This is a genomic window from Kitasatospora sp. NPDC087314 (assembly GCF_044744365.1).
Classification (GTDB): Bacteria; Actinomycetota; Actinomycetes; order Streptomycetales; family Streptomycetaceae; genus Kitasatospora.
On sequence record NZ_JBIUYE010000002.1, the window covers coordinates 209,400 to 226,932 of the forward strand.

16 protein-coding genes and 1 riboswitch are annotated in these 17,533 nt (G+C 72.1%); of the genes, 9 read left to right on the plus strand and 7 right to left on the minus strand.

Going from position 1 to position 17,533, the window contains the following annotated elements; genetic code table 11:
* Positions 1–6: 6 nt before the first annotated feature.
* The 4 genes from allB to ACIO5E_RS04795 form a co-directional block, all read right to left on the minus strand.
* Positions 7–1,410, minus strand: a complete 1,404-nt coding sequence (gene allB / locus ACIO5E_RS04780; RefSeq protein WP_400663852.1) for an allantoinase AllB — start codon at positions 1,408–1,410, stop codon at positions 7–9.
* A gap of 203 nt (positions 1,411–1,613) precedes the next feature.
* Positions 1,614–2,756 carry a glycerate kinase gene (locus ACIO5E_RS04785; protein WP_400663854.1) on the minus strand — a complete coding sequence of 381 codons (1,143 nt, stop codon included), beginning with the start codon at positions 2,754–2,756 and terminating at the stop codon, positions 1,614–1,616.
* 519 nt (positions 2,757–3,275) lie between these two features.
* A complete protein-coding gene (locus ACIO5E_RS04790) occupies positions 3,276–4,163 on the minus strand; it encodes a 2-hydroxy-3-oxopropionate reductase (RefSeq protein ID WP_400663855.1) in 888 nt (295 codons plus the stop codon).
* Between the two features lie 188 nt (positions 4,164–4,351).
* Positions 4,352–5,197, minus strand: coding sequence for a hydroxypyruvate isomerase family protein (locus ACIO5E_RS04795; protein ID WP_400663857.1), 846 nt, complete (start codon positions 5,195–5,197; stop codon positions 4,352–4,354).
* 214 nt (positions 5,198–5,411) lie between these two features.
* On the opposite strand from ACIO5E_RS04795, the gene ACIO5E_RS04800 reads away from it, so the two are divergent.
* From ACIO5E_RS04800 to ACIO5E_RS04830, 7 genes are all read left to right on the plus strand, one after another.
* Complete coding sequence (locus tag ACIO5E_RS04800) at positions 5,412–5,672, plus strand: thiamine-binding protein (protein ID WP_400664422.1); 261 nt, start codon at positions 5,412–5,414, stop codon at positions 5,670–5,672.
* Positions 5,669–6,049: a helix-turn-helix domain-containing protein gene (locus ACIO5E_RS04805; protein ID WP_400663859.1), complete on the plus strand. Its 381-nt coding sequence runs from the start codon at positions 5,669–5,671 to the stop codon at positions 6,047–6,049. The genes ACIO5E_RS04800 and ACIO5E_RS04805 overlap by 4 nt, the downstream gene beginning before the upstream one ends.
* A gap of 237 nt (positions 6,050–6,286) precedes the next feature.
* Positions 6,287–6,790: a 2-oxo-4-hydroxy-4-carboxy-5-ureidoimidazoline decarboxylase gene (gene uraD, locus ACIO5E_RS04810; protein ID WP_400663860.1), complete on the plus strand. Its 504-nt coding sequence runs from the start codon at positions 6,287–6,289 to the stop codon at positions 6,788–6,790.
* Positions 6,791–6,861: 71 nt separating this feature from the next.
* A complete protein-coding gene (uraH, locus tag ACIO5E_RS04815) occupies positions 6,862–7,197 on the plus strand; it encodes a hydroxyisourate hydrolase (protein WP_280679410.1) in 336 nt (111 codons plus the stop codon).
* Positions 7,198–7,229: 32 nt separating this feature from the next.
* Positions 7,230–8,150: a factor-independent urate hydroxylase gene (pucL, locus tag ACIO5E_RS04820; protein WP_400663862.1), complete on the plus strand. Its 921-nt coding sequence runs from the start codon at positions 7,230–7,232 to the stop codon at positions 8,148–8,150.
* A gap of 325 nt (positions 8,151–8,475) precedes the next feature.
* On the plus strand, positions 8,476–9,939 hold the full coding sequence (locus ACIO5E_RS04825) for a nucleobase:cation symporter-2 family protein (RefSeq protein ID WP_400663863.1): 1,464 nt from the start codon (positions 8,476–8,478) through the stop codon (positions 9,937–9,939).
* Between the two features lie 68 nt (positions 9,940–10,007).
* Positions 10,008–11,393, plus strand: coding sequence for an 8-oxoguanine deaminase (locus ACIO5E_RS04830; protein WP_400663865.1), 1,386 nt, complete (start codon positions 10,008–10,010; stop codon positions 11,391–11,393).
* A 347-nt stretch (positions 11,394–11,740) separates the two neighbouring features.
* Here the strand turns inward: ACIO5E_RS04830 and ACIO5E_RS04835 are convergent, their stop codons facing one another.
* Both ACIO5E_RS04835 and aceB read right to left on the minus strand, forming a co-directional pair.
* Positions 11,741–12,142 carry a gamma-glutamylcyclotransferase gene (locus tag ACIO5E_RS04835; protein ID WP_400663866.1) on the minus strand — a complete coding sequence of 134 codons (402 nt, stop codon included), beginning with the start codon at positions 12,140–12,142 and terminating at the stop codon, positions 11,741–11,743.
* Between the two features lie 155 nt (positions 12,143–12,297).
* Positions 12,298–13,950 (minus strand): malate synthase A, encoded by a 1,653-nt coding sequence (gene aceB / locus ACIO5E_RS04840; protein ID WP_400663867.1) that lies wholly within the window; start codon positions 13,948–13,950, stop codon positions 12,298–12,300.
* Between the two features lie 188 nt (positions 13,951–14,138).
* On the opposite strand from aceB, the gene ACIO5E_RS04845 reads away from it, so the two are divergent.
* Positions 14,139–14,936: an IclR family transcriptional regulator gene (locus ACIO5E_RS04845; protein ID WP_400663869.1), complete on the plus strand. Its 798-nt coding sequence runs from the start codon at positions 14,139–14,141 to the stop codon at positions 14,934–14,936.
* A 186-nt stretch (positions 14,937–15,122) separates the two neighbouring features.
* A complete protein-coding gene (locus tag ACIO5E_RS04850; RefSeq protein WP_400663871.1) occupies positions 15,123–15,866 on the plus strand; it encodes a hypothetical protein in 744 nt (247 codons plus the stop codon).
* Positions 15,867–15,900: 34 nt separating this feature from the next.
* On the opposite strand, the gene ACIO5E_RS04855 is transcribed toward ACIO5E_RS04850, so the two are convergent.
* The gene (locus ACIO5E_RS04855) at positions 15,901–17,352 is read right to left on the minus strand and encodes a hypothetical protein (RefSeq protein WP_400663872.1); all 1,452 of its coding nucleotides are present in this window, start codon (positions 17,350–17,352) and stop codon (positions 15,901–15,903) included.
* A gap of 2 nt (positions 17,353–17,354) precedes the next feature.
* Positions 17,355–17,521: riboswitch (cyclic di-AMP (ydaO/yuaA leader) on the minus strand.
* Positions 17,522–17,533 lie beyond the last annotated feature (12 nt).

Sequence of the window (17,533 nt, forward strand, 5' to 3'; positions counted from 1 at the left end):
GTCTCCTCAGGACGGGCGGTCGGACGGGGTGGTGGGGGCTGCGGCGGGCCGGGTGAGCTGACGGCCGAAGGGCTCGGCCGCGGTGTCCACCGCGCGGCCGCGCAGCCAGGTCGTGCGGACCGCGCCGGTCAGCGTCCGGCCCGCGTACGGGGTCACGGGGTTGCGGTGGTGCAACCCGGCGGCGTGGACGGCGAATTCTCCGTCGGGGTCGAAGGCGACCAGGTCGGCGTCGCAGCCGGGCGCGATGGCGCCCTTGACACCGGTGAGGCCGGCCAGTTCGGCCGGTCCGGCGGACATCCAGCGGACCACGTCGGCGAGACCGTGACCGCGGCGGCGGGCCTCGGTCCAGACGGCCGGCAGACCGAGTTGCAGGGAGGCGATGCCGCCCCAGGCGGCCGCGAAATCGCCGCTGCCGCCGTACTCGAGCAGCAGCTTCAGGTCGGGGGTGGAGGGAGAGTGGTCGGAGACGACGGCGATGAACTCGCCGTCCGCCAGGGCCTGCCAGAGCCGGTCGCGGTTGGTCTCGTCGCGGATCGGCGGGCAGCACTTGAAGGCGGTGTCGCCGTCCGGCACCTGCTCGGCCGCCAGGGTCAGGTAGTGCGGGCAGGTCTCGGCGGTCACCCGCACGCCCTCCTCGCGCGCTCGGCGCAGCAGCGGCAGCACGGCGGCGGAGGAGACGTGCAGGATGTGGACGCGGGCGCCGGTGCGCCGGGCGGTCTCCAGCAGGTGGGAGACGGCCGCGGTCTCCGCGTCGGCGGGGCGGGAGGCGAGGAAGTCGCGGTAGTGGACGCCGGGTTGCTGCGGGGCGGCGGCCAGTACGGCCGGGTCCTCGGCGTGGATGATCGCCAGCGCCCCGATCCGGGCCTGCTCGGCCAGTGCCGCCTCCAGATCCGCGGCCTCGACGTGCGGGAACTCGTCGACGCCGGAGGGGGCGAGGAAGCTCTTGAAGCCGAACACGCCGGCCTCGTGCAGCGGCGCGAGGTCCGGGACGTTGCCGGGGACGGCGCCGCCCCAGAAGCCGAGGTCGACCCAGGCCTGGCCCTCGGCGACCTTCCGCTTGACGGCCAGTCCCTCCACCGTGGTGGTGGGCGGGATGGAGTTGAGCGGCATGTCGATGATCGTGGTGACGCCGCCGGCCGCGGCGGCCCGGGTGGCGGTGGCGAAGCCCTCCCACTCGGTGCGGCCGGGCTCGTTGACGTGCACGTGGGTGTCGACCAGGCCGGGCAACAGGGCGGTGTCGCCGAGGTCGGTGAGGCCGCCGTCGGCGTCGGGGCGCTCGCCCGCGAGGAGAGAGCCGTACGCAGCGACCTGCTCGATCTTCCCGTCCCGGATCAGCACGTCGGCGGGGCGCTCACCGTCGGGCAGGACCACCCGTCGGGAGCGGATCACCGCTGGCTGGCTGAAAGGCATGGGAGACCTCCGAAACCTGGAAGAGAGGGGTGGGGGGGCACGCCGGAGGAAGCGCTCGAAGGGCGTTCGCGGGGCGGTCGTAGGGCCGTCGGGGAAGGCGGGAACCGAAGGATTGCCCGGGAGCCTAGGCCCGCCTTCAACAAAACGTCAATGGAGGAACGTACGAGGGTCGGGCGCCGCCCGGGGCGGCCCGACGGCCCGACTCAGCCGGACAGCAGCTGTACCGCCAGCCGCTCCCCCGCCACCTCGGCCAGCTCGCCGGCCCTGGTCATGCTGTCCCCCGGCTGTTCGGCGAGGTCGGTGAGGGCGATCGCGGCGGCGAACCCGGCGGCCCGCCACTCGGGCTCGGAGAGCTCCAGCCGCCCGGCCACGGCAGCCACCCGAACCCCCGCCCGGGTGGCCGCCGCGGCAACGCCGGCGGGGGCCTTGCCGTGGAGCGTCTGCGCGTCCAGACAGCCCTCGCCGGTCACGACGAGGCGTGCCCCACGCACGGCCTCGTCGAAACCCAGCAGTTCGAGCAGCAGCTCGATACCGGGGCGCATGGTGGCGCCGAGCAGGGCGAGGGCGGCGAAGCCCACCCCGCCGGCGGCCCCGGCGCCGGGGGCGTCGCGCACGTCCCGCCCGGTGACCAGGGCGACCTGGTCGGCGAAGCGGGTCAGGCCCTCCTCCAGGATCACCAGGTCGTCGCCGTCGGCGCCCTTCTGCGGGCCGTAGACGGCGGTGGCGCCGCGCGGGCCGAGCAGCGGGTTGTCCACGTCGCAGGCCACGACGATCTCGACACCGGCCGGCAGATCGGCCAGCCGGCCCAGGTCGATCCGGTCGAGCCTGCGCAACGCGGCCCCGCCGGGCGGCAGTTCGGCACCGTCGGCGTCGAGCAGGCGGACGCCGAGCGCCTGGACCATGCCCGCGCCGCCGTCGGTGCAGGCGCTGCCGCCGAGACCGAGCACGATCCGCTTGGCGCCGAGCGCCACGGCCCGGCCGATCAGCTGGCCGACCCCGTAGGACCCGGCCGCGAGCGGGGCGGTGCGGCCGCCGGGGAGCCGGGCGAGTCCGGAGGACTGCGCGAGCTCGACCACGGCGGTGTCGCCCTGGACGGCGAGCGCGGCGTCCACCGGGAGGCCGGTCGGGCCGGCCACCTTGGCCGGGACGCGGTTGAAGCCGGCCGCGAGCGCGGCGGCCAGGGTGCCCTCGCCGCCGTCGGCGACGGGTAGTTCGCGCACCTCGACGCCGGGCGCGGCGCGCCGGACGCCGCCGGCGATCCGGGCGGCGACCTCGGCACCCTCCAGGGTGCCCTTGAACTTGTCCGGAGCTACGACCACATGGCCCTGGTGGGGGGTAGGGGGCATGGTGCGGTCCTCACTTCCGTACGGGGTCTGGCGATGTTTCGACAGCCTGTGCCAAGCATGGGCCCGGGAGTTCCGGGGGTGCGACCCCCCGCCGGGAGGGCGTGTCCCGCGCCGGGGGATGCGTCCCCCGTCGGAGGTGCGACCCCCCGCCGGGAGGGTGCGGCCCCCTCCCCGCCGTTCCCCTCGTCCCGCTTCCGACGTACGAGAGGCTCCCCTCGGCGGGGAAGGGACCAGGCGAGGCGTACAGGCACGACCGAAGTGCCCCCGACAGGGAGTACGCATCACCGGTTGGATCGACCGGCGGGCGGGCGGATGAGCCCCGATCCCGCCTGCCGGTCGGGTCTGACCCTCCTGGTGGCGCGGGCACGACCGGATGAGGTACACGCCACCAGGAGGAGTTCGAGGGGCCCCGAGGGGCCCGGGGTGTTAGACCGACCGGCACATGGTGGGTGGATGAAGGAGCGGCGTCCGGGCGACAGCCTGGGCGTCGCGACACCGCCCACCACGTGCCGGTCGGTCTTACTTGACCTCGCGGCCCGAGAGGCGCTCGACGCCGCGCAGCAGCGCCGAGTGGTCGAGCGAGCCGTCGCCGTTGGCCCGGGCGGAGGCGACCAGCTGGGCCACCACGGCGCCGACCGGCAGCGCGGCGCCCACGGCGCGGGCGGCGTCGGTGACGATGCCCATGTCCTTGTGGTGCAGGTCGATCCGGAAGCCCGGGGCGAACTCGCGGTCGATCATGTTCGCCTTCTTGCGGTTCAGCACGGTCGAGCCGGCCAGGCCGCCGCCGAGCACGTCCAGCGCGGCGGGCAGGTCGACGCCGGCGTTCTCCAGGAACACCACGGCCTCGGCGAGCACCTGGATGTTGACGGCGACGATCAGCTGGTTGGCGGCCTTGACGGTCTGGCCGGCGCCGGACGGGCCGACGTGGATGACCGTGGTGCCCAGCGCGTCGAACAGCGGCTTGGCCTCGGCGAAGTCCTCGGCGGAGCCGCCGACCATGATCGACAGCACCGCCTCGACGGCACCGGCCTCGCCGCCGGAGACCGGGGCGTCCAGGGTGCGCACGCCCTTCTCCCGGGCGGCCGCGTCGACCTTCTGGGAGGTCTGCGGGGTGATCGAGGACATGTCGATCACGAGGGTGCCGGGCCGGACGTTCTCCAGCACGCCGCCCTCGCCCAGGATGGCCTGCTCGACGTGCGGGTCGGCCGGGACCATGGTGATGACGACCTCGGCGTCCTTCACCGCGTCGGCGATGCTGGTGGCGCCGTGGCCGCCGGCCGCGACCAGGGCGTCGATCTGCGGCTGGGTGAGGTTGTAGCCGGTGACGTGGTGGCCGGCCTTGACCAGGTTGGCGGCCATCGGGCTGCCCATGATGCCGAGGCCGATGAAGGCGATCTTGCGGCTCATCGCGTCGTTCCTTACGTCGTTCGTGGGGTGGGGAGGGCGTGGGTGCCCGGGTCCGGTGGCGTCGGTGCCCGGGCCCAGCCGGCAGGCGACCGCGTGCGACTGCGTGGCGCTGCCCGGCGGCTGCTCGGCGACCGCGAAGCGGCTGCTGAGCGACCGCGTGCGGCTGCTCGGCCGCTACTTGACGGCTACTACTTGGCCGCGCGGTGCTCGCGCGACAGCCACCCGAAGCTGTCGGCGCTGACGCCGGTGGAGGGGCGGTACTCCAGGCCGATCGGGCCGGTGTAGCCGGCGGCGGTGAGTCGGGCGAACAGGTCCTCGAAGTCCAGACCGCCGGTACCGGGCTCGTTGCGGCCCGGGTTGTCGGCGATCTGCACGTGGCCGAACCGGTCGGTGCAGGTGTCGATGACGGCCGCCAGGTCCTCGCCGTTCCTGGCCAGGTGGTACAGGTCGCAGAGGAACTTCGCGTTGCCCAGGCCGGTGGCGGCGTTGACCTTGTCGACGACCTCGACCGCGGCGGCGGCGGAGACCAGCGGGTAGTCCGGGGACTCCGCCCTGTTGAGGGCCTCGACCAGCAGGATCGCGCCGATCTCGTGCGCGGCCCTGGCGGCGAGTACCAGGTGCTCCAGCGCGAGCGCGTCCTGCTCGGCCGCGTCGACGCCCTCGACCCGGTTGCCGTACAGCGCGTTGAGCGCCTTGGTGCCGAGCGAGGCGGCGAGCCCCGCGGCGACCGGGACGTTGGCCCGGAAGCGGTCCCGCTCGGCGGGCACCGAGACGGTACCGCGGGCGCCGAGGGTGAGGTCGTCCAGGAGGTTGAGGCCGGTGAGCTGCACGCCCGCGTCGGTGAAGGCCTTGCGGAGCGTGTCCAGCTCGGCCTCGGACGGGGTGGCCTCGGTACCGAAGGGCCACCACAGCTCGGCGGCCGTGAAACCGGCGGCCGCGGCCGCGGCGGGGCGCTCCAGCAGCGGCAGTTCGCTGAACAGGATCGACAGGTTGACCGTGAAGCTGTGCCGGGAAGCGGCCGTCACGTCACTCACCTCTCACTCTCTTCCGAGAACCTCAACTTCCACAATCCGGAAGAGGGATTCTGCTTGGTGGAAGCATCTCCGGCCCGGCGAGCGGGTGTCAAGACCGTCGCAACATTTTGTTGAAGAAGCCCGCACACACCCTCCCACCGGCGTCGCCGCTGTTCGATCGACCGACCCCCGCCCGCCCCCACCGCCCGCTCGCTACAGTGTTCACGTGCGATTGATGGTGGAGTTCACGACAGAACCGTTCGAACTGGACACGTTCCCCGAGCACGCCGCGGCGGCCCGCCAGGTCGTCGACGAGGCCGGCCTGGCCGTCTCGGTCGGCCCCTTCGGGACCGGCGCCGAGGGCGAGGCCGACCAGGTCCTCACCGCGGTGACCAGGCTGCTCCGGGAGACCCTGGACGCCGGCGCGACCCGGATCTCGGTCCAGGTCAGCGTGCTGGGCGACGACATGCCGGGCGAGGAGGGCGGTACGCCGTGACCGGACACGTGGAACACCCGCTGGCCACGGCGATGAAGCCGCTGCTGGACGCGGTCGGCGCGACGCCCGTCCCGCTGGACGAGGCGAAGTCCGAGGACGTCGTCCTGGAGTGGGAGGGCGCCCCGGCGATCGCCGTCCGGCTGCCGCACCTGAGCAGCGCACTGGACCGGCTACTGGCCGAGATGGCCCGCCAGTTCGACGGCCGGCCGCTGGCCGAGCTGGACCGCTGGGAGAAGCAGCGGGTCGTCGCCCTCCTGGAGGAGCGCGGCGCCTTCACCGTCCGCCACGGGGTCGAGACGGTCGCCTCGGCTCTGGGCGTCAGCCGTTTCACCGTGTACAACTACCTCAACCGCCAGGACGGCTCGAAGCCCTCCTGAACCCCTCCGCTCCGCCCGCGATTCCCCCTGCCGGAAACCTTCCGAACGGGCGCACCCCGCCGGTCCGGCCAGTCTGAATCAGCCCCCGGCGGGGCGCACTTGGCGAATCGCACACGAATCGGCCCGGCAACAGGGGCCGGCTCAAAACGTAACCACCAACCGTTCAACAAAGTGTTGACGGCCGGGTGGGGTGGATCTAGCTTGTGCGGGTGGCACCACTCTTCAGGAGGTCCACCCGTGACCAATCACCCCCACACCCTTGACGCCCTGGCCGCGGCCGACGCCGCGGACCTGGAGGCGATCCTGCTGGAGGTCTGCTCCAGCCCCCGTTGGGCCGCCGCCGTCGCACAGGCCAAGCCCTGGTCCGACCGGGAGTCCCTGCTCGCCGCCAACGCGGCGGCGATGGCCGGGCTCACGGTCGCCGACCTGCACGACGCGATGGCCGGCCACGCCCGGATCGGCCGGCCCAAGGCGGGCGACGCCACCTCGGAGCGGGAGCAGTCCGGCATCCACGGCGCGGACCAGGCGCTGCTCGACGAACTGCACGAGGCCAACGCGGCCTACGAGGCGAAGTTCGGCCACGTGTTCCTGATCTGCGCGACCGGCCGCACCGCGGCCACCATGCTCGCGGCCCTGCGCGAGCGCCACCCCAACGACGCCGCCACCGAGGCGGAGATCGTCCGGGGCGAGCTGCGCAAGATCAACGACATCCGGCTCAACCGCCTGCTCGGCGAATCCTGACGCATTCCTGACGAATCGTTAGAATTAGCTGACTCAGCATCACATCTGCCATCAGTAAGGTCACTTCACCCATGACTGGCATCTCCACCCACGTGCTCGACACCAGCCTCGGCCGCCCGGCCGAGGGCGTCCCGGTCGAGCTCGCACTGCACACCGAGGGTGGCTGGCAGGTGCTCGGCACCTCCGCCACGGACTCCGACGGCCGGGTCAAGGACCTGCCGGCCGTGGAGGCGGGCTCGGTCGTCCGGCTGCTCTTCGACACCGGCGCCCACTACGCGTCGAAGTCCGCGGAGCCGCCGTTCTTCCCCGAGGTCTCGATCGTCTTCACGGTCGCGCCCGCGCAGCACCACTACCACGTGCCGTTGCTGCTCAACCCGTTCGGATACTCGGTCTACCGCGGAAGCTAGTAGACCGACCTGGAACCTCTAGGAGCCACGTCATGGCCCACGTGCTCGGTCAGAACCAGTACGGCAAGGCGGAGAACCGCATCGTGCGGATCTACCGCGACTCCACCCGGCACGAGATCAAGGACCTGAACGTCTCGGTCTCCCTCCGCGGTGAGTTCGAGGACGTCCACCTCACCGGATCGAACGCCAACTGCCTCCCCACCGACACCACCAAGAACACCGTGTACGCCTTCGCCAAGGAGCACGGGATCGAGTCGGCCGAGGCCTTCGGCATCCTGCTGGCGCGCCACTTCGTCGACAACACCGAGCGCGGCGTCGTCCACAGCGCCCGGATCCGGATCGAGGAGTACGCCTGGGACCGGATCAAGACGCCGGACAGCTCGGCCCGCTTCATCGGCTCGGAGGAGGTCGGCCACTCCTTCGTCCGCAGCGGTCAGGAGACCCGCACCACCGAGATCGTCTACGACGGCGAGTCCGTCCAGGTCATCTCCGGCCTGAAGGACCTCGTCGTCATGAACTCCACCAACTCGGAGTTCTGGGGCTACATCAAGGACAAGTACACCACCCTGCAGGAGGCGTACGACCGCATCCTCGCCACCCAGGTCACCGCCCGCTGGAAGTACGGCTACAGCGGCCGGGACGGCGAGGCCCAGCCCAACTGGAACCGCTCCTACACCCACGTGAAGCGGCACCTGCTGGAGGCCTTCGCCGAGACCTACTCCTACTCGCTGCAGCAGACCCTGCACTCGATGGGCACCCGGGTCCTCAACAACCGCGCCGAGGTGGACGAGGTCCGCCTGGAGCTGCCCAACAAGCACCACTTCCTCGTCGACCTGGAGCCGTTCGGCCTCAAGAACGAGAACGAGGTCTACTACGCCGCCGACCGCATGTACGGCCTCATCGAGGGCACCGTGCACCGCGACGGCGTCGTCCCGGTCATCCCGGTCGCCTGACCTCCCCCACCCCCATGGACACCGCCCGGAGTCGCCGCACCCTCCGGCCCCCAGCGGCCGGCCACGTCCGGGCGGGCAGCGGTATCCGCACCACCGGCTCCATCCGCTCCACGTGCGTCACCCGCTCCACGTGCAGCACCCGCTTCGGAAACACCCGTACCACCAGTTTCTCCACCCCCACCAACCGGAGTTCGTGCCTGCCTCGCGGCGGCCGGCCCGGGGCACTGGAGAAGCTCCCCGAGGGACTCTTGCACGCCGTCCCGCCCTCGGGGCCTCTCCAGCGCCACGGGCGCGCCGGGAGCCACGGGCACAAGAGGGGCTCGACATGGCACCCAGCAGCACCAGCAGTAACGACGGCGGTTCCACCCCGGCAAGAACCCCTGGCCCGGACGGCGCGTCGACACACCTCCCCGGCACGCCGTCCGGGTCCGGCCCCCACCCCGTGGACGAGTTGCTGCCCCCGGTGAAGCTCTTCTCCACCGGTCTCCAGCACGTCGCCGCGATGTACGCGGGAGTCGTCGCACCCCCGCTCATCGTCGGCGCCGGCGTCGGGCTCTCGCCCGCCGAACTCGCCCTGCTCATCTCGGCCAGCCTGTTCACCGCCGGACTGGCCACCCTGCTCCAGACCCTCGGCATCTGGAAGATCGGCGCGCGACTGCCGTTCGTGAACGGCGTCTCCTTCGCGGGGGTCGCGCCCATGATCGCCATCGCCAAGGAACACGGACCGAAGGACGCCCTCCCGGTGATCTTCGGAGCGGTGATCGTCGCGGGGGTCCTGTGCTTCCTCGCGGCGCCGTACTTCTGCAAGCTCATCCGGTTCTTCCCCCCGGTCGTCCAGGGCACCGTGATCACCCTCATCGGGGTGTCCCTGCTCCCGGTGGCGGTCAACTGGGCGCGCGGCGGCACGCCGAGCGCCCCCGGGTACGGCTCCATGCGGGCCATCGGCCTCGCCGCGATCACCCTCGTCGCGGTGGTGCTCTGCAACCGGCTGCTGCGCGGCTTCTGGCAGCAGCTCTCGTTGCTCATCGGCTTGGCGCTCGGCACCCTGATCGCCTTCCCGCTGGGCCTGGCCGACTTCGGCGCGGTGAAGGACGCGAAGGTCTTCGCTCTCCCCTCCCCGTTCCACTTCGGCGCGCCCGTCTTCGACGCCGCCGCGATCGTCTCGCTGTGCATCGTCATGGTGGTCTCCATGACCGAGTCCACCGCCGACATGCTCGCACTGGGCAAGATCGTCGAGCGCGAGGCCGACGAACCCACGCTCGCCGCCGGCCTGCGGGCCGACGGACTGGCCACCGCGCTCAGCCCCGTTTTCAACGGCTTCGCCGCCAGCGCCTTCGCCCAGAACATCGGGCTGGTGGCGCTGACGAAGATCCGCAGCCGCTTCGTGGTCGCGGCCGGCGGCGGCATCCTGATCCTGCTCGGGCTCTTCCCCGTGCTCGGCTCGGTCGTCTCCCTGGTACCGCAGCCCGTCCTGGGCGGCGCCGGGATCGTGCTCTTCGGGACCGTCGCGGCCAGCGGCATCCGCACCCTCGCGGAGGCCGGCATGGAGTCCAGCTCGAACACCATCCTGGTTTCCGTCTCGCTCGGCGTCGGGATCATCCCGATCGCGGTGCCGACCTTCTACGACGCCTTCCCGGAGGCCGTCCGGACCCTGCTGCACTCCGGGATCTCGGCCGGCTGCGTGATGGCCGTCCTGCTCAACCTGCTCTTCCACCACGCCGGAGCCGCCCGCCGGACCAGATCCGGCCAGACCTCCGGTGCGACGGCGCCGACGGCGACACCGTCCTGACCGGCCCGGGAGGGGTGCCCGCCGCACGGCGCACACCCCTCCCGACCCTCCCCCATAGGAGTCACACCATGGCAGTCCAGCCCCCACCCGCCGACCAGCGGATCGTCATCGAGAACGTCGCGATCGCGACCGTCGACGCCGACGACACCGAGTACGCCCGCGGCCACGTGGTCATCCTCGGCAACAGGATCGAGTCGGTCGGCGACGGGCCCGCCCCGATGTGGCTGGACAACGTGGTGCGCCGGATCAACGGCGAGGGCCACCTGATCACCCCCGGCCTGGTCAACACCCACCACCACTTCTACCAGTGGATCACCCGCGGCCTCGCCCAGGACGCCATCCTCTTCGACTGGCTCGTCGCCCTCTACCCGACCTGGGCCCGGATCGACGAGAAGCTCGTCCACGCCGCCAGCCAGGGCTCCGCCTCGGCCCTGCTCAAGTCCGGCTGCACCACCGCCTCCGACCACCACTACGTGTTCCCCAAGGACGGCGGCGACGTCCTCGGCGCCTCCATCGAGGCCGTCCAGGAGCTCGGCCTGCGCTTCACCGCGCTGCGCGGCTCCATGGACCGCAGCAAGAAGGACGGCGGCCTCCCGCCGGACCACGCGGTCGAGGAGCTCGACGACATCCTCGCCGCCTCCGAGGCCGCCGTGGACACGTACCACGACTCCTCCTTCGGCTCGATGCTGCACGTCGCCATCGCGCCCTGCTCGCCGTTCTCGGTCTCCACCGACCTGCTCCGCCAGTCCGCCGAACTCGCCCGCCGCAAGGGCGTGCGGCTGCACACCCACGGCTCGGAGACCGCCGAGGAGGAACAGTTCTGCAAGGAGCTGTTCGGCATGGGCCCGACCGACTACTTCGAGTCCGTCGGCTGGCTCGGCGAGGACGTCTGGATGGCGCACTGCGTCCACATGAACGACTCCGACATCGCCAAGTTCGCCGAGACCGGCACCGGCGTCGCCCACTGCCCGTCCTCCAACGCCCGTCTGGCCGCCGGGATCGCCCGCGTTCCCGACATGCTCAGGGCCGGCGTCCCGGTCGGCCTCGGCGTGGACGGCACCGCCTCCAACGAGTCCGGCGAACTCGGCACCGAGCTGCGCAACGCCCTGCTGATCAACCGCCTGCACGGCTCCCCGACCGCGCTCACCGGCCGTCAGGCGCTGCGCCTGGGCACCATGGGCGGCGCCCGGGTGCTCGGGCGCCAGAACGAGATCGGCTCGATCGAGGCCGGCAAGCTCGCCGACCTGGCGCTGTGGAAGGTCGACGGGATCATGCACTCCTCCATCGCCGACCCGGTCGCCGCCCTCACCCTCGGCGCCCTGCCGCCGCTGTCGGTCCTCTTCGTCAACGGCAACGCCGTCGTCGAGAAGGGCCAGCTGACCACCGTCAACGAGGACCGGATCGCCCGCGACTGCGCCCGCGCCGCCAAGGAGCTCGCCGCCCGCCCCGTCTGACCCCCGCTCTGTTCCTGCCATCCCCCACCAGCTCCGGGCCGCCCAGGGACGGTGCGTGACCCGGACTCCGCAACCCGGCCCCCTTCGGCCGGTGCGTGGACCGCAGCCCCGGACCCACGGCGAGGGTCCGGGGCTGCGGCGTGGGCTCCGGCCTGTTCCCACCCGCGTGGGGAGCCGGCCGGAACGTCGGCGGGCGGGCGCACCGCGGTGGCCGTCATGGCAGGAGGACAGCGGGGTTCCCGGGGCGGCGGCTGACGGCTGACGGCTGACAAAGTTCAGCAAACAGATAACAGATAACGAAAGTTGTCAGCTGTCATCTGTTCGCCGTCTACTGTCCGCCGCCCGTCTCAGGCGGTGCGCCCGAGGGTGGCGAGGTAGGCGCGCCAGCCGCCGTGGTGGGTGATCTCGCGGTGGACGCCGCGCTCGACCTCGCCACGGGCGAGCAGCATGGACAGGCAGGCGGAACCGTCCTCCAGCTTGATGACGCCGAGCTCCAGCTCGCGCGGCTCGCCGGGCAGGATGACGTCTCGCAGGCGCTCCAGGGTGATGTCGTAGAGCTCGCCCTCGATCGCGCTGTCGACGGCCGCGTCGCTCAGCAGGCCGGGGCAGACGTCCTTCTCCCCGTTGACGTCGATGGAGAAGAAGCGGTAACCGGGGGCGGTGCGGGCCGGCCCGACCAGGGCGTCGGCGACCTTGGCGTGGAACGGACCGCCGACCATGGCCTGGCCGTTGAAGAAGATGCGGGGCACGGGTGAACTCCTCTACCGGTTACCGGGGAAAAGGCCGTTCCGTACGGCGACGAGAGGACAGGTGGAATCGTCGCCGTACGGAACGGAGTAATGGGCCGGCGGCACTGCTCCAGCCTGGCAGGCGGCAGCAGTGGCGCCGGCGGATAGATTTGGACTCAGCCCAGCAGGGGGAGCGCCGGGAGGGTGAGGAAGTCCGCGAACTCCTCGGCCAGGGCGACCTGTTCGAAGAGCTGGGCGGCCTCGCGCCAGCGGCCGCCGGCGTACGCCTCCTCGCCCAGCTCGGCCAGGAGTTCGGCCAACTCGGCGGCGACCAGGGTGCGCACCAGGTCGGCGGTGGCCTTCTCACCGGTGTCGGACAGGACGACGCCGTTGTGGATCCACTGCCAGATCTGCGAGCGGGAGATCTCGGCGGTGGCGGCGTCCTCCATCATGTTGAAGATGCCGACCGCGCCGAGGCCGCGCAGCCAGGCCTCGATGTAGCGGACGCCGACCTGGACGGCGTTGTGCAGCCCGGCGCGGGTGCAGGTGCCGCCGGCGCCGGCGATGTCGAGCAGTCGGGCGGCGGTGACCGGCTCGGACGGCCCGGGGTTGTCCTTCTGGTTGGGGCGCTCGCCGAGCACCGCGTCGAAGGAGGCGCGGGCGACCGGCACCAGGTCCGGGTGGGCGACCCAAGAGCCGTCGAAGCCGTTGCCGGCCTCGCGGTCCTTGTCCGCCTTGACCTTCTCCAGGGCGGCGGCGTTGACCTCCGGGTCCCTGCGGCTGGGGATGAACGCGGCCATGCCGCCGATCGCGTGGGCGCCGCGCTTGTGGCAGGTCTGCACCAGCAGGCGGGTGTAGGCGGCCATGAACGGCGAGGCCATCGTGACGGTGTTGCGGTCCGGCAGGATGTAGTGCTCGCCGGCGTCGCGGAAGTTCTTGACGATCGAGAACAGGTAGTCCCAGCGCCCGGCGTTGAGGCCGGCCGCGTGCTCGCGCAGCTCGTAGAGGATCTCGTCCATCTCGAAGGCGGCGGTGATGGTCTCGATCAGGACGGTGGCGCGGACGGTGCCGTGCGGGATGCCGAGTTGAGCCTGGGCGTGGGTGAACACGTCGTTCCAGAGCCGGGCTTCGAGGTGGCTCTCGGTCTTCGGCAGGTAGAAGTACGGGCCGGAGTTGGGGTCCTCGGCGCCCTTGGCGAGCAGCCGTGCGGCGTTGTGGAAGAAGTAGAGGCCGAAGTCGAGGAAGGCTCCGGCGACCGGGGCGCCGTCGACGAGCAGGTGGTTCTCGTCCAGGTGCCAGCCGCGCGGACGGACCACGACGGTGGCGAGTTCGGCGGCGGGCTTGAGGGCGTACGCCTTCCCGGCGGGGGTGGTGAAGTCGATCCGGCCCTCGAAGGCGTCGATCAGGTTGATCTGGCCGCTGACCATGTTCTCCCAGGTCGGGGAGGTGGCGTCCTCGAAGTCGGCGAGCCAGATCCGCGCGCCGGAGTTGAGGGCGTTGATGACCATCTTGCGGTCGGTGGGGCCGGTGATCTCGACCCGGCGGTCCTGGAGGGCGCGGGGCGCCTCGGCGACCTTCCAGTCGCCGGCCCGGATGTCGGCGGTCTCGGGGAGGAAGTCCAGCGTGCCGGCCTCGGCGATCTGCGCACGGCGGGTCTTCCGCCTGGCCAGGAGTTCCTGCCGACGGCCCTCGAAGGCGCGATGGAGGCCGACGACGAAGGCGACCGCCTCCGGAGTGAGCACCTCCTCCGCCCGGTGGACGCGCGGACCGGCGACAGTGACGACCGGAGCGGCAGGGGAGGCGCCGACGGGTCCCTGATCTGTAGCCATGGGCAGGACACTCCTAAGCGGTTGAGCCTGGCGAAGGGAGCTCCGGTGGGAACTTCCTTGATCGGAACCCACCTGTCGGCGAGTTCGATTCTGTAAGGTGGAGACTAGTTTCCGCGATACAGAATTTCAACGGTTTGTTGATGTGATCGCCGGGACTCTACTCCTCCCCGACAGTGAAGGGAACGCCGGTGGTTCCGACCCCCGACACAGCATCGACGACGGGCACGGACCGCGCGACCGGCGGCGTGCAGTCCGTCGAGCGCGCCTTCCAGCTGCTGGAGGCGCTGGCCGACTCCGGCGGCGTGGCCACGCTCAGCGAGCTCTCCACCAGTTCCGGCCTGCCGATGCCGACCATCCATCGTCTGGTTCGTACCCTCGTCCAGCAGGGCTATGTCCGCCAGGACACCGCGCGTCGCTACACGCTCGGCCCTCGGCTGATCCGCCTCGGCGAGACGGCCGGACGGCTGCTCGGCAGCTGGGCCCGCCCGTACCTGGCCGAACTCATGGAGGCCACCGGCGAGACCGCCAACCTGGCCGTACTGGAGGGAGGCGAGGTGGTGTACGTCGGGCAGGTGCAGTCGCGGCGCTCGATGCGGATGTTCACCGAGGTCGGCCGGCGGGTGCAGCCGCACTGCACCGGCGTCGGCAAGGCGCTGCTCGCCCAACTCCCCGAGGACGAGGCGCGCGCCATCCTCGGCCCCAACCCGCTGCCCGCGCACACCGAGTACACGATCACCGACCCGCAGGAGCTGCTGCAGCAGCTCGCCGAGGCGCGCGAGCGCGGCTACGTGGTCGACGACCAGGAGCAGGAGATCGGCGTCCGCTGCATCGCGCTCGCCGTCCCCGGCGCACCGACGCCGACCGCCCTGTCGGTGTCCGGCCCCGAAGCCCGCATCCGGGCACTGGAGGAGCAGACCGGCGCGTCCTCGCTGGTGCCGGTGATGCACCACATCGCGACCCGACTGGGGCAGGTCCTCGCACCCTGACGCCCCGTCAGAACGACGCTGCTGCAGGGAACGTCGGACCGGTCGACTTTCCGTGCGCGGGTTCGCCCGTTCGGGCGGACGGCGGGCGGGTTGCGCCGGACCCCCGGTGGCGGCTCGGCCACCCTGGTGCGGACGCGGCCCGCGACGGCGCGGGCCGCCGGGACGCAAGGGCACGGGTGAGCGGCGATGGAGCGCAGCGATGCGGGGCGCAGCTGTTCCGGACACGGGGACGGCGGTCTCAGGGACGGCGGCTTTCAGGACGGCGGCTTCCGGGTCGGCGCCTGCGGGGACTGGGGCTACGGGGAATCCGGTCGCGGCCACGCGGCGCTCGGCAGTTCGGTGTACGGGGACTCGACGTACGGGGACTCGACGTACGGGGAACCGGCGCGCCGGGGGTTCGGCGGGGCCTGGTTCGTCGCGGCCGTGGCGGCGGGTTGCGCGGTGGCGACGCTGGCCGCCGGCCCGTCCTGGGCGCTGCGGCGGCCCGAGCCGCGGCCGTCGGTGGACGTCAGCGTCGCCGCCACGCCGTCGCACTCCGACCTGAAAGTGGTCCGGATGGACCCGGACGCCGCGCCGCCCGGCGGCACCACCACCGTCCACGCGTTGGTGGCCAACGGCGGCCCGGACACCACCGCCTCGCCGTTCACGGTTCTGGTCACGCTGCCGAACGGGGTGACGCCGGAGGGCCCGTACTTCCCGTCCGACTGCGAGGTGCTGCGGGATGGCCGCGAGGTGCGGTGCGTCTTCGGGCCCGGACTGCCCCCGCTGCGCACCGCGACCGCGCTCGTGCCGGTCCGGCTGGACCCGGGCCTGCCGGTCGGCCGGCTCGGTGGCGGCGCGGTCGCGGTGCACAGCCCGGACGATCGGAGCAAGGGCAACAACCGGCAGCCGTTCGACCTCACGGTGGTCGAGACGGCTGCCGGTTCCTGACCGGGCCCGGCCGGCGGTCACCGGTACGCGGTGGTTACCGGTACACGCGGACGTAGTCGGCGGCGAAGGTGATCGGGGCGGTCCCCTGCGGCGCGGGGTGGTACTGCCCCGCGCCGACCGACAGGTTGAGGATCAGGTACGCCGACCAGTTGGCGCCGACGCCCTTGCCGTCCGAGAAGACCTTGACGCCGTTGACGTACCAGTCCACCGAGGTGGCACCGTAGTACGTCCCGATGGTCACCCACTGGTCCTTCGCGATCGCGCTCGCATCGGCGTAGTACTTGGGGTTGCCGGGGTTGACGTGGTTGGTCAGCTCCAGCAGGTTCGGGTTGTCGGGGTGGTACTCGAAGGAGTCGACCTCCCCGTTGCCGTTCTTCCAGGTCCAGAGGGCCGGCCAGGCGCCGGAGCCGGACGGCAGCTTGACCCGGGTCTCGGCGTAGTCGCCGGTCTTGACCTGGAAGCCCTCGCTGGAGCCCTCGGTGGTCAGGAAGCCGGTGTTCCAGGCCTGCTTGCCGTTCTCCAACGTGCTGCCGCTCGGCGCGGCGGTGAAGGTGGCGACCCCGTTCGCGACGCTGACGTTGTTCTTGTTCAGCCAGTCGAGCTTGTTGTCGTCCGGGTTGTGGTTGCCGTACTTGTACGAGCTGGTCTTGTCGCCGACCCAGCGCGAACCCCAGCTGATCGGGCCGTTGAACTCGTCGGACCAGGTCAGCGACTTGCCGGCGACCGGGGAGCCCGGGGTGCTCGGCGACGGACTGGCCGTGGCGCTCGGGCTGCTCGTCGGGGAGGGCTTCGGGGTCGGAGTAGCGGTCGCGGTCGGAGCCGGGGTCGGGGTCGGGGTCGGCTTCGGGGTGGCGGTCACAGTCGGGGTCGGAGCCGGGGTCGGAGTTGAGGTCGGCTTCGGGGTGGCGGTCGCGGTCGCGGTCGGAGCCGGGGTCGGAGTTGAGGTCGGCTTCGGGGTGGCGGTCGCAGTCGGAACCGGGGCCGGGGCCGGGGTCGGGGCCGGGGTCGGGGTCGGCGCCGGGGCGTCGGATACCACGAGCTGCTGCGAGGGCAGGTTGTGCCAGGCCCCGCCGAGGTCCTGCCAGAAGCCGAACCGGGTGTACGTCCCGGCCGGCAGGGTGCGCGCGCCGCTGGTGAAGTTCAGGCCGCTCGGGCAGATCCGCGCGTTGGAGGCGTTGCCGGGGAAGTCGAGGTTGGCGCCGGACGCGTCTCGGACGCCCACGCCGACGGTCTTCGCGGTGAAGCAGGCCGAGGAGCGCAGGGTCAGCGAGGCGGTGGTGGCCTTGTTCGCGACCATGGTCGCCGGGGCCAGCCGATCCTGGGTGACGGTCGGAGCGGCGGCGGCCTGGGCACCGGCGACGGCCGGCAGGCCGAACAGTCCGGCGCCGGTGATGGCGAACGCTCCGGTGGCGGCGAGGGCGGCGCTGCGGCCCCGGTGGGAGGGACGGGCGTGACGCGGCGCGCGGCGACGGGCAGGCTGGTGCATGGGAGTGTCCTCTGCGACGCCTGCGAGGTGAGCTGTCGGATTCGGGCCGAGGTGGCCCGGCCGCCGGTGGAAGCGGCTTCACCCCTAGCCACGGCCCGCACGCGGGAGCGTACGGGCCGGGCGCTGACCTTGGTTCCCCCGCTCCCGTCCGCCGTGGTGCTCGATTGCCGACCGGCGGGTG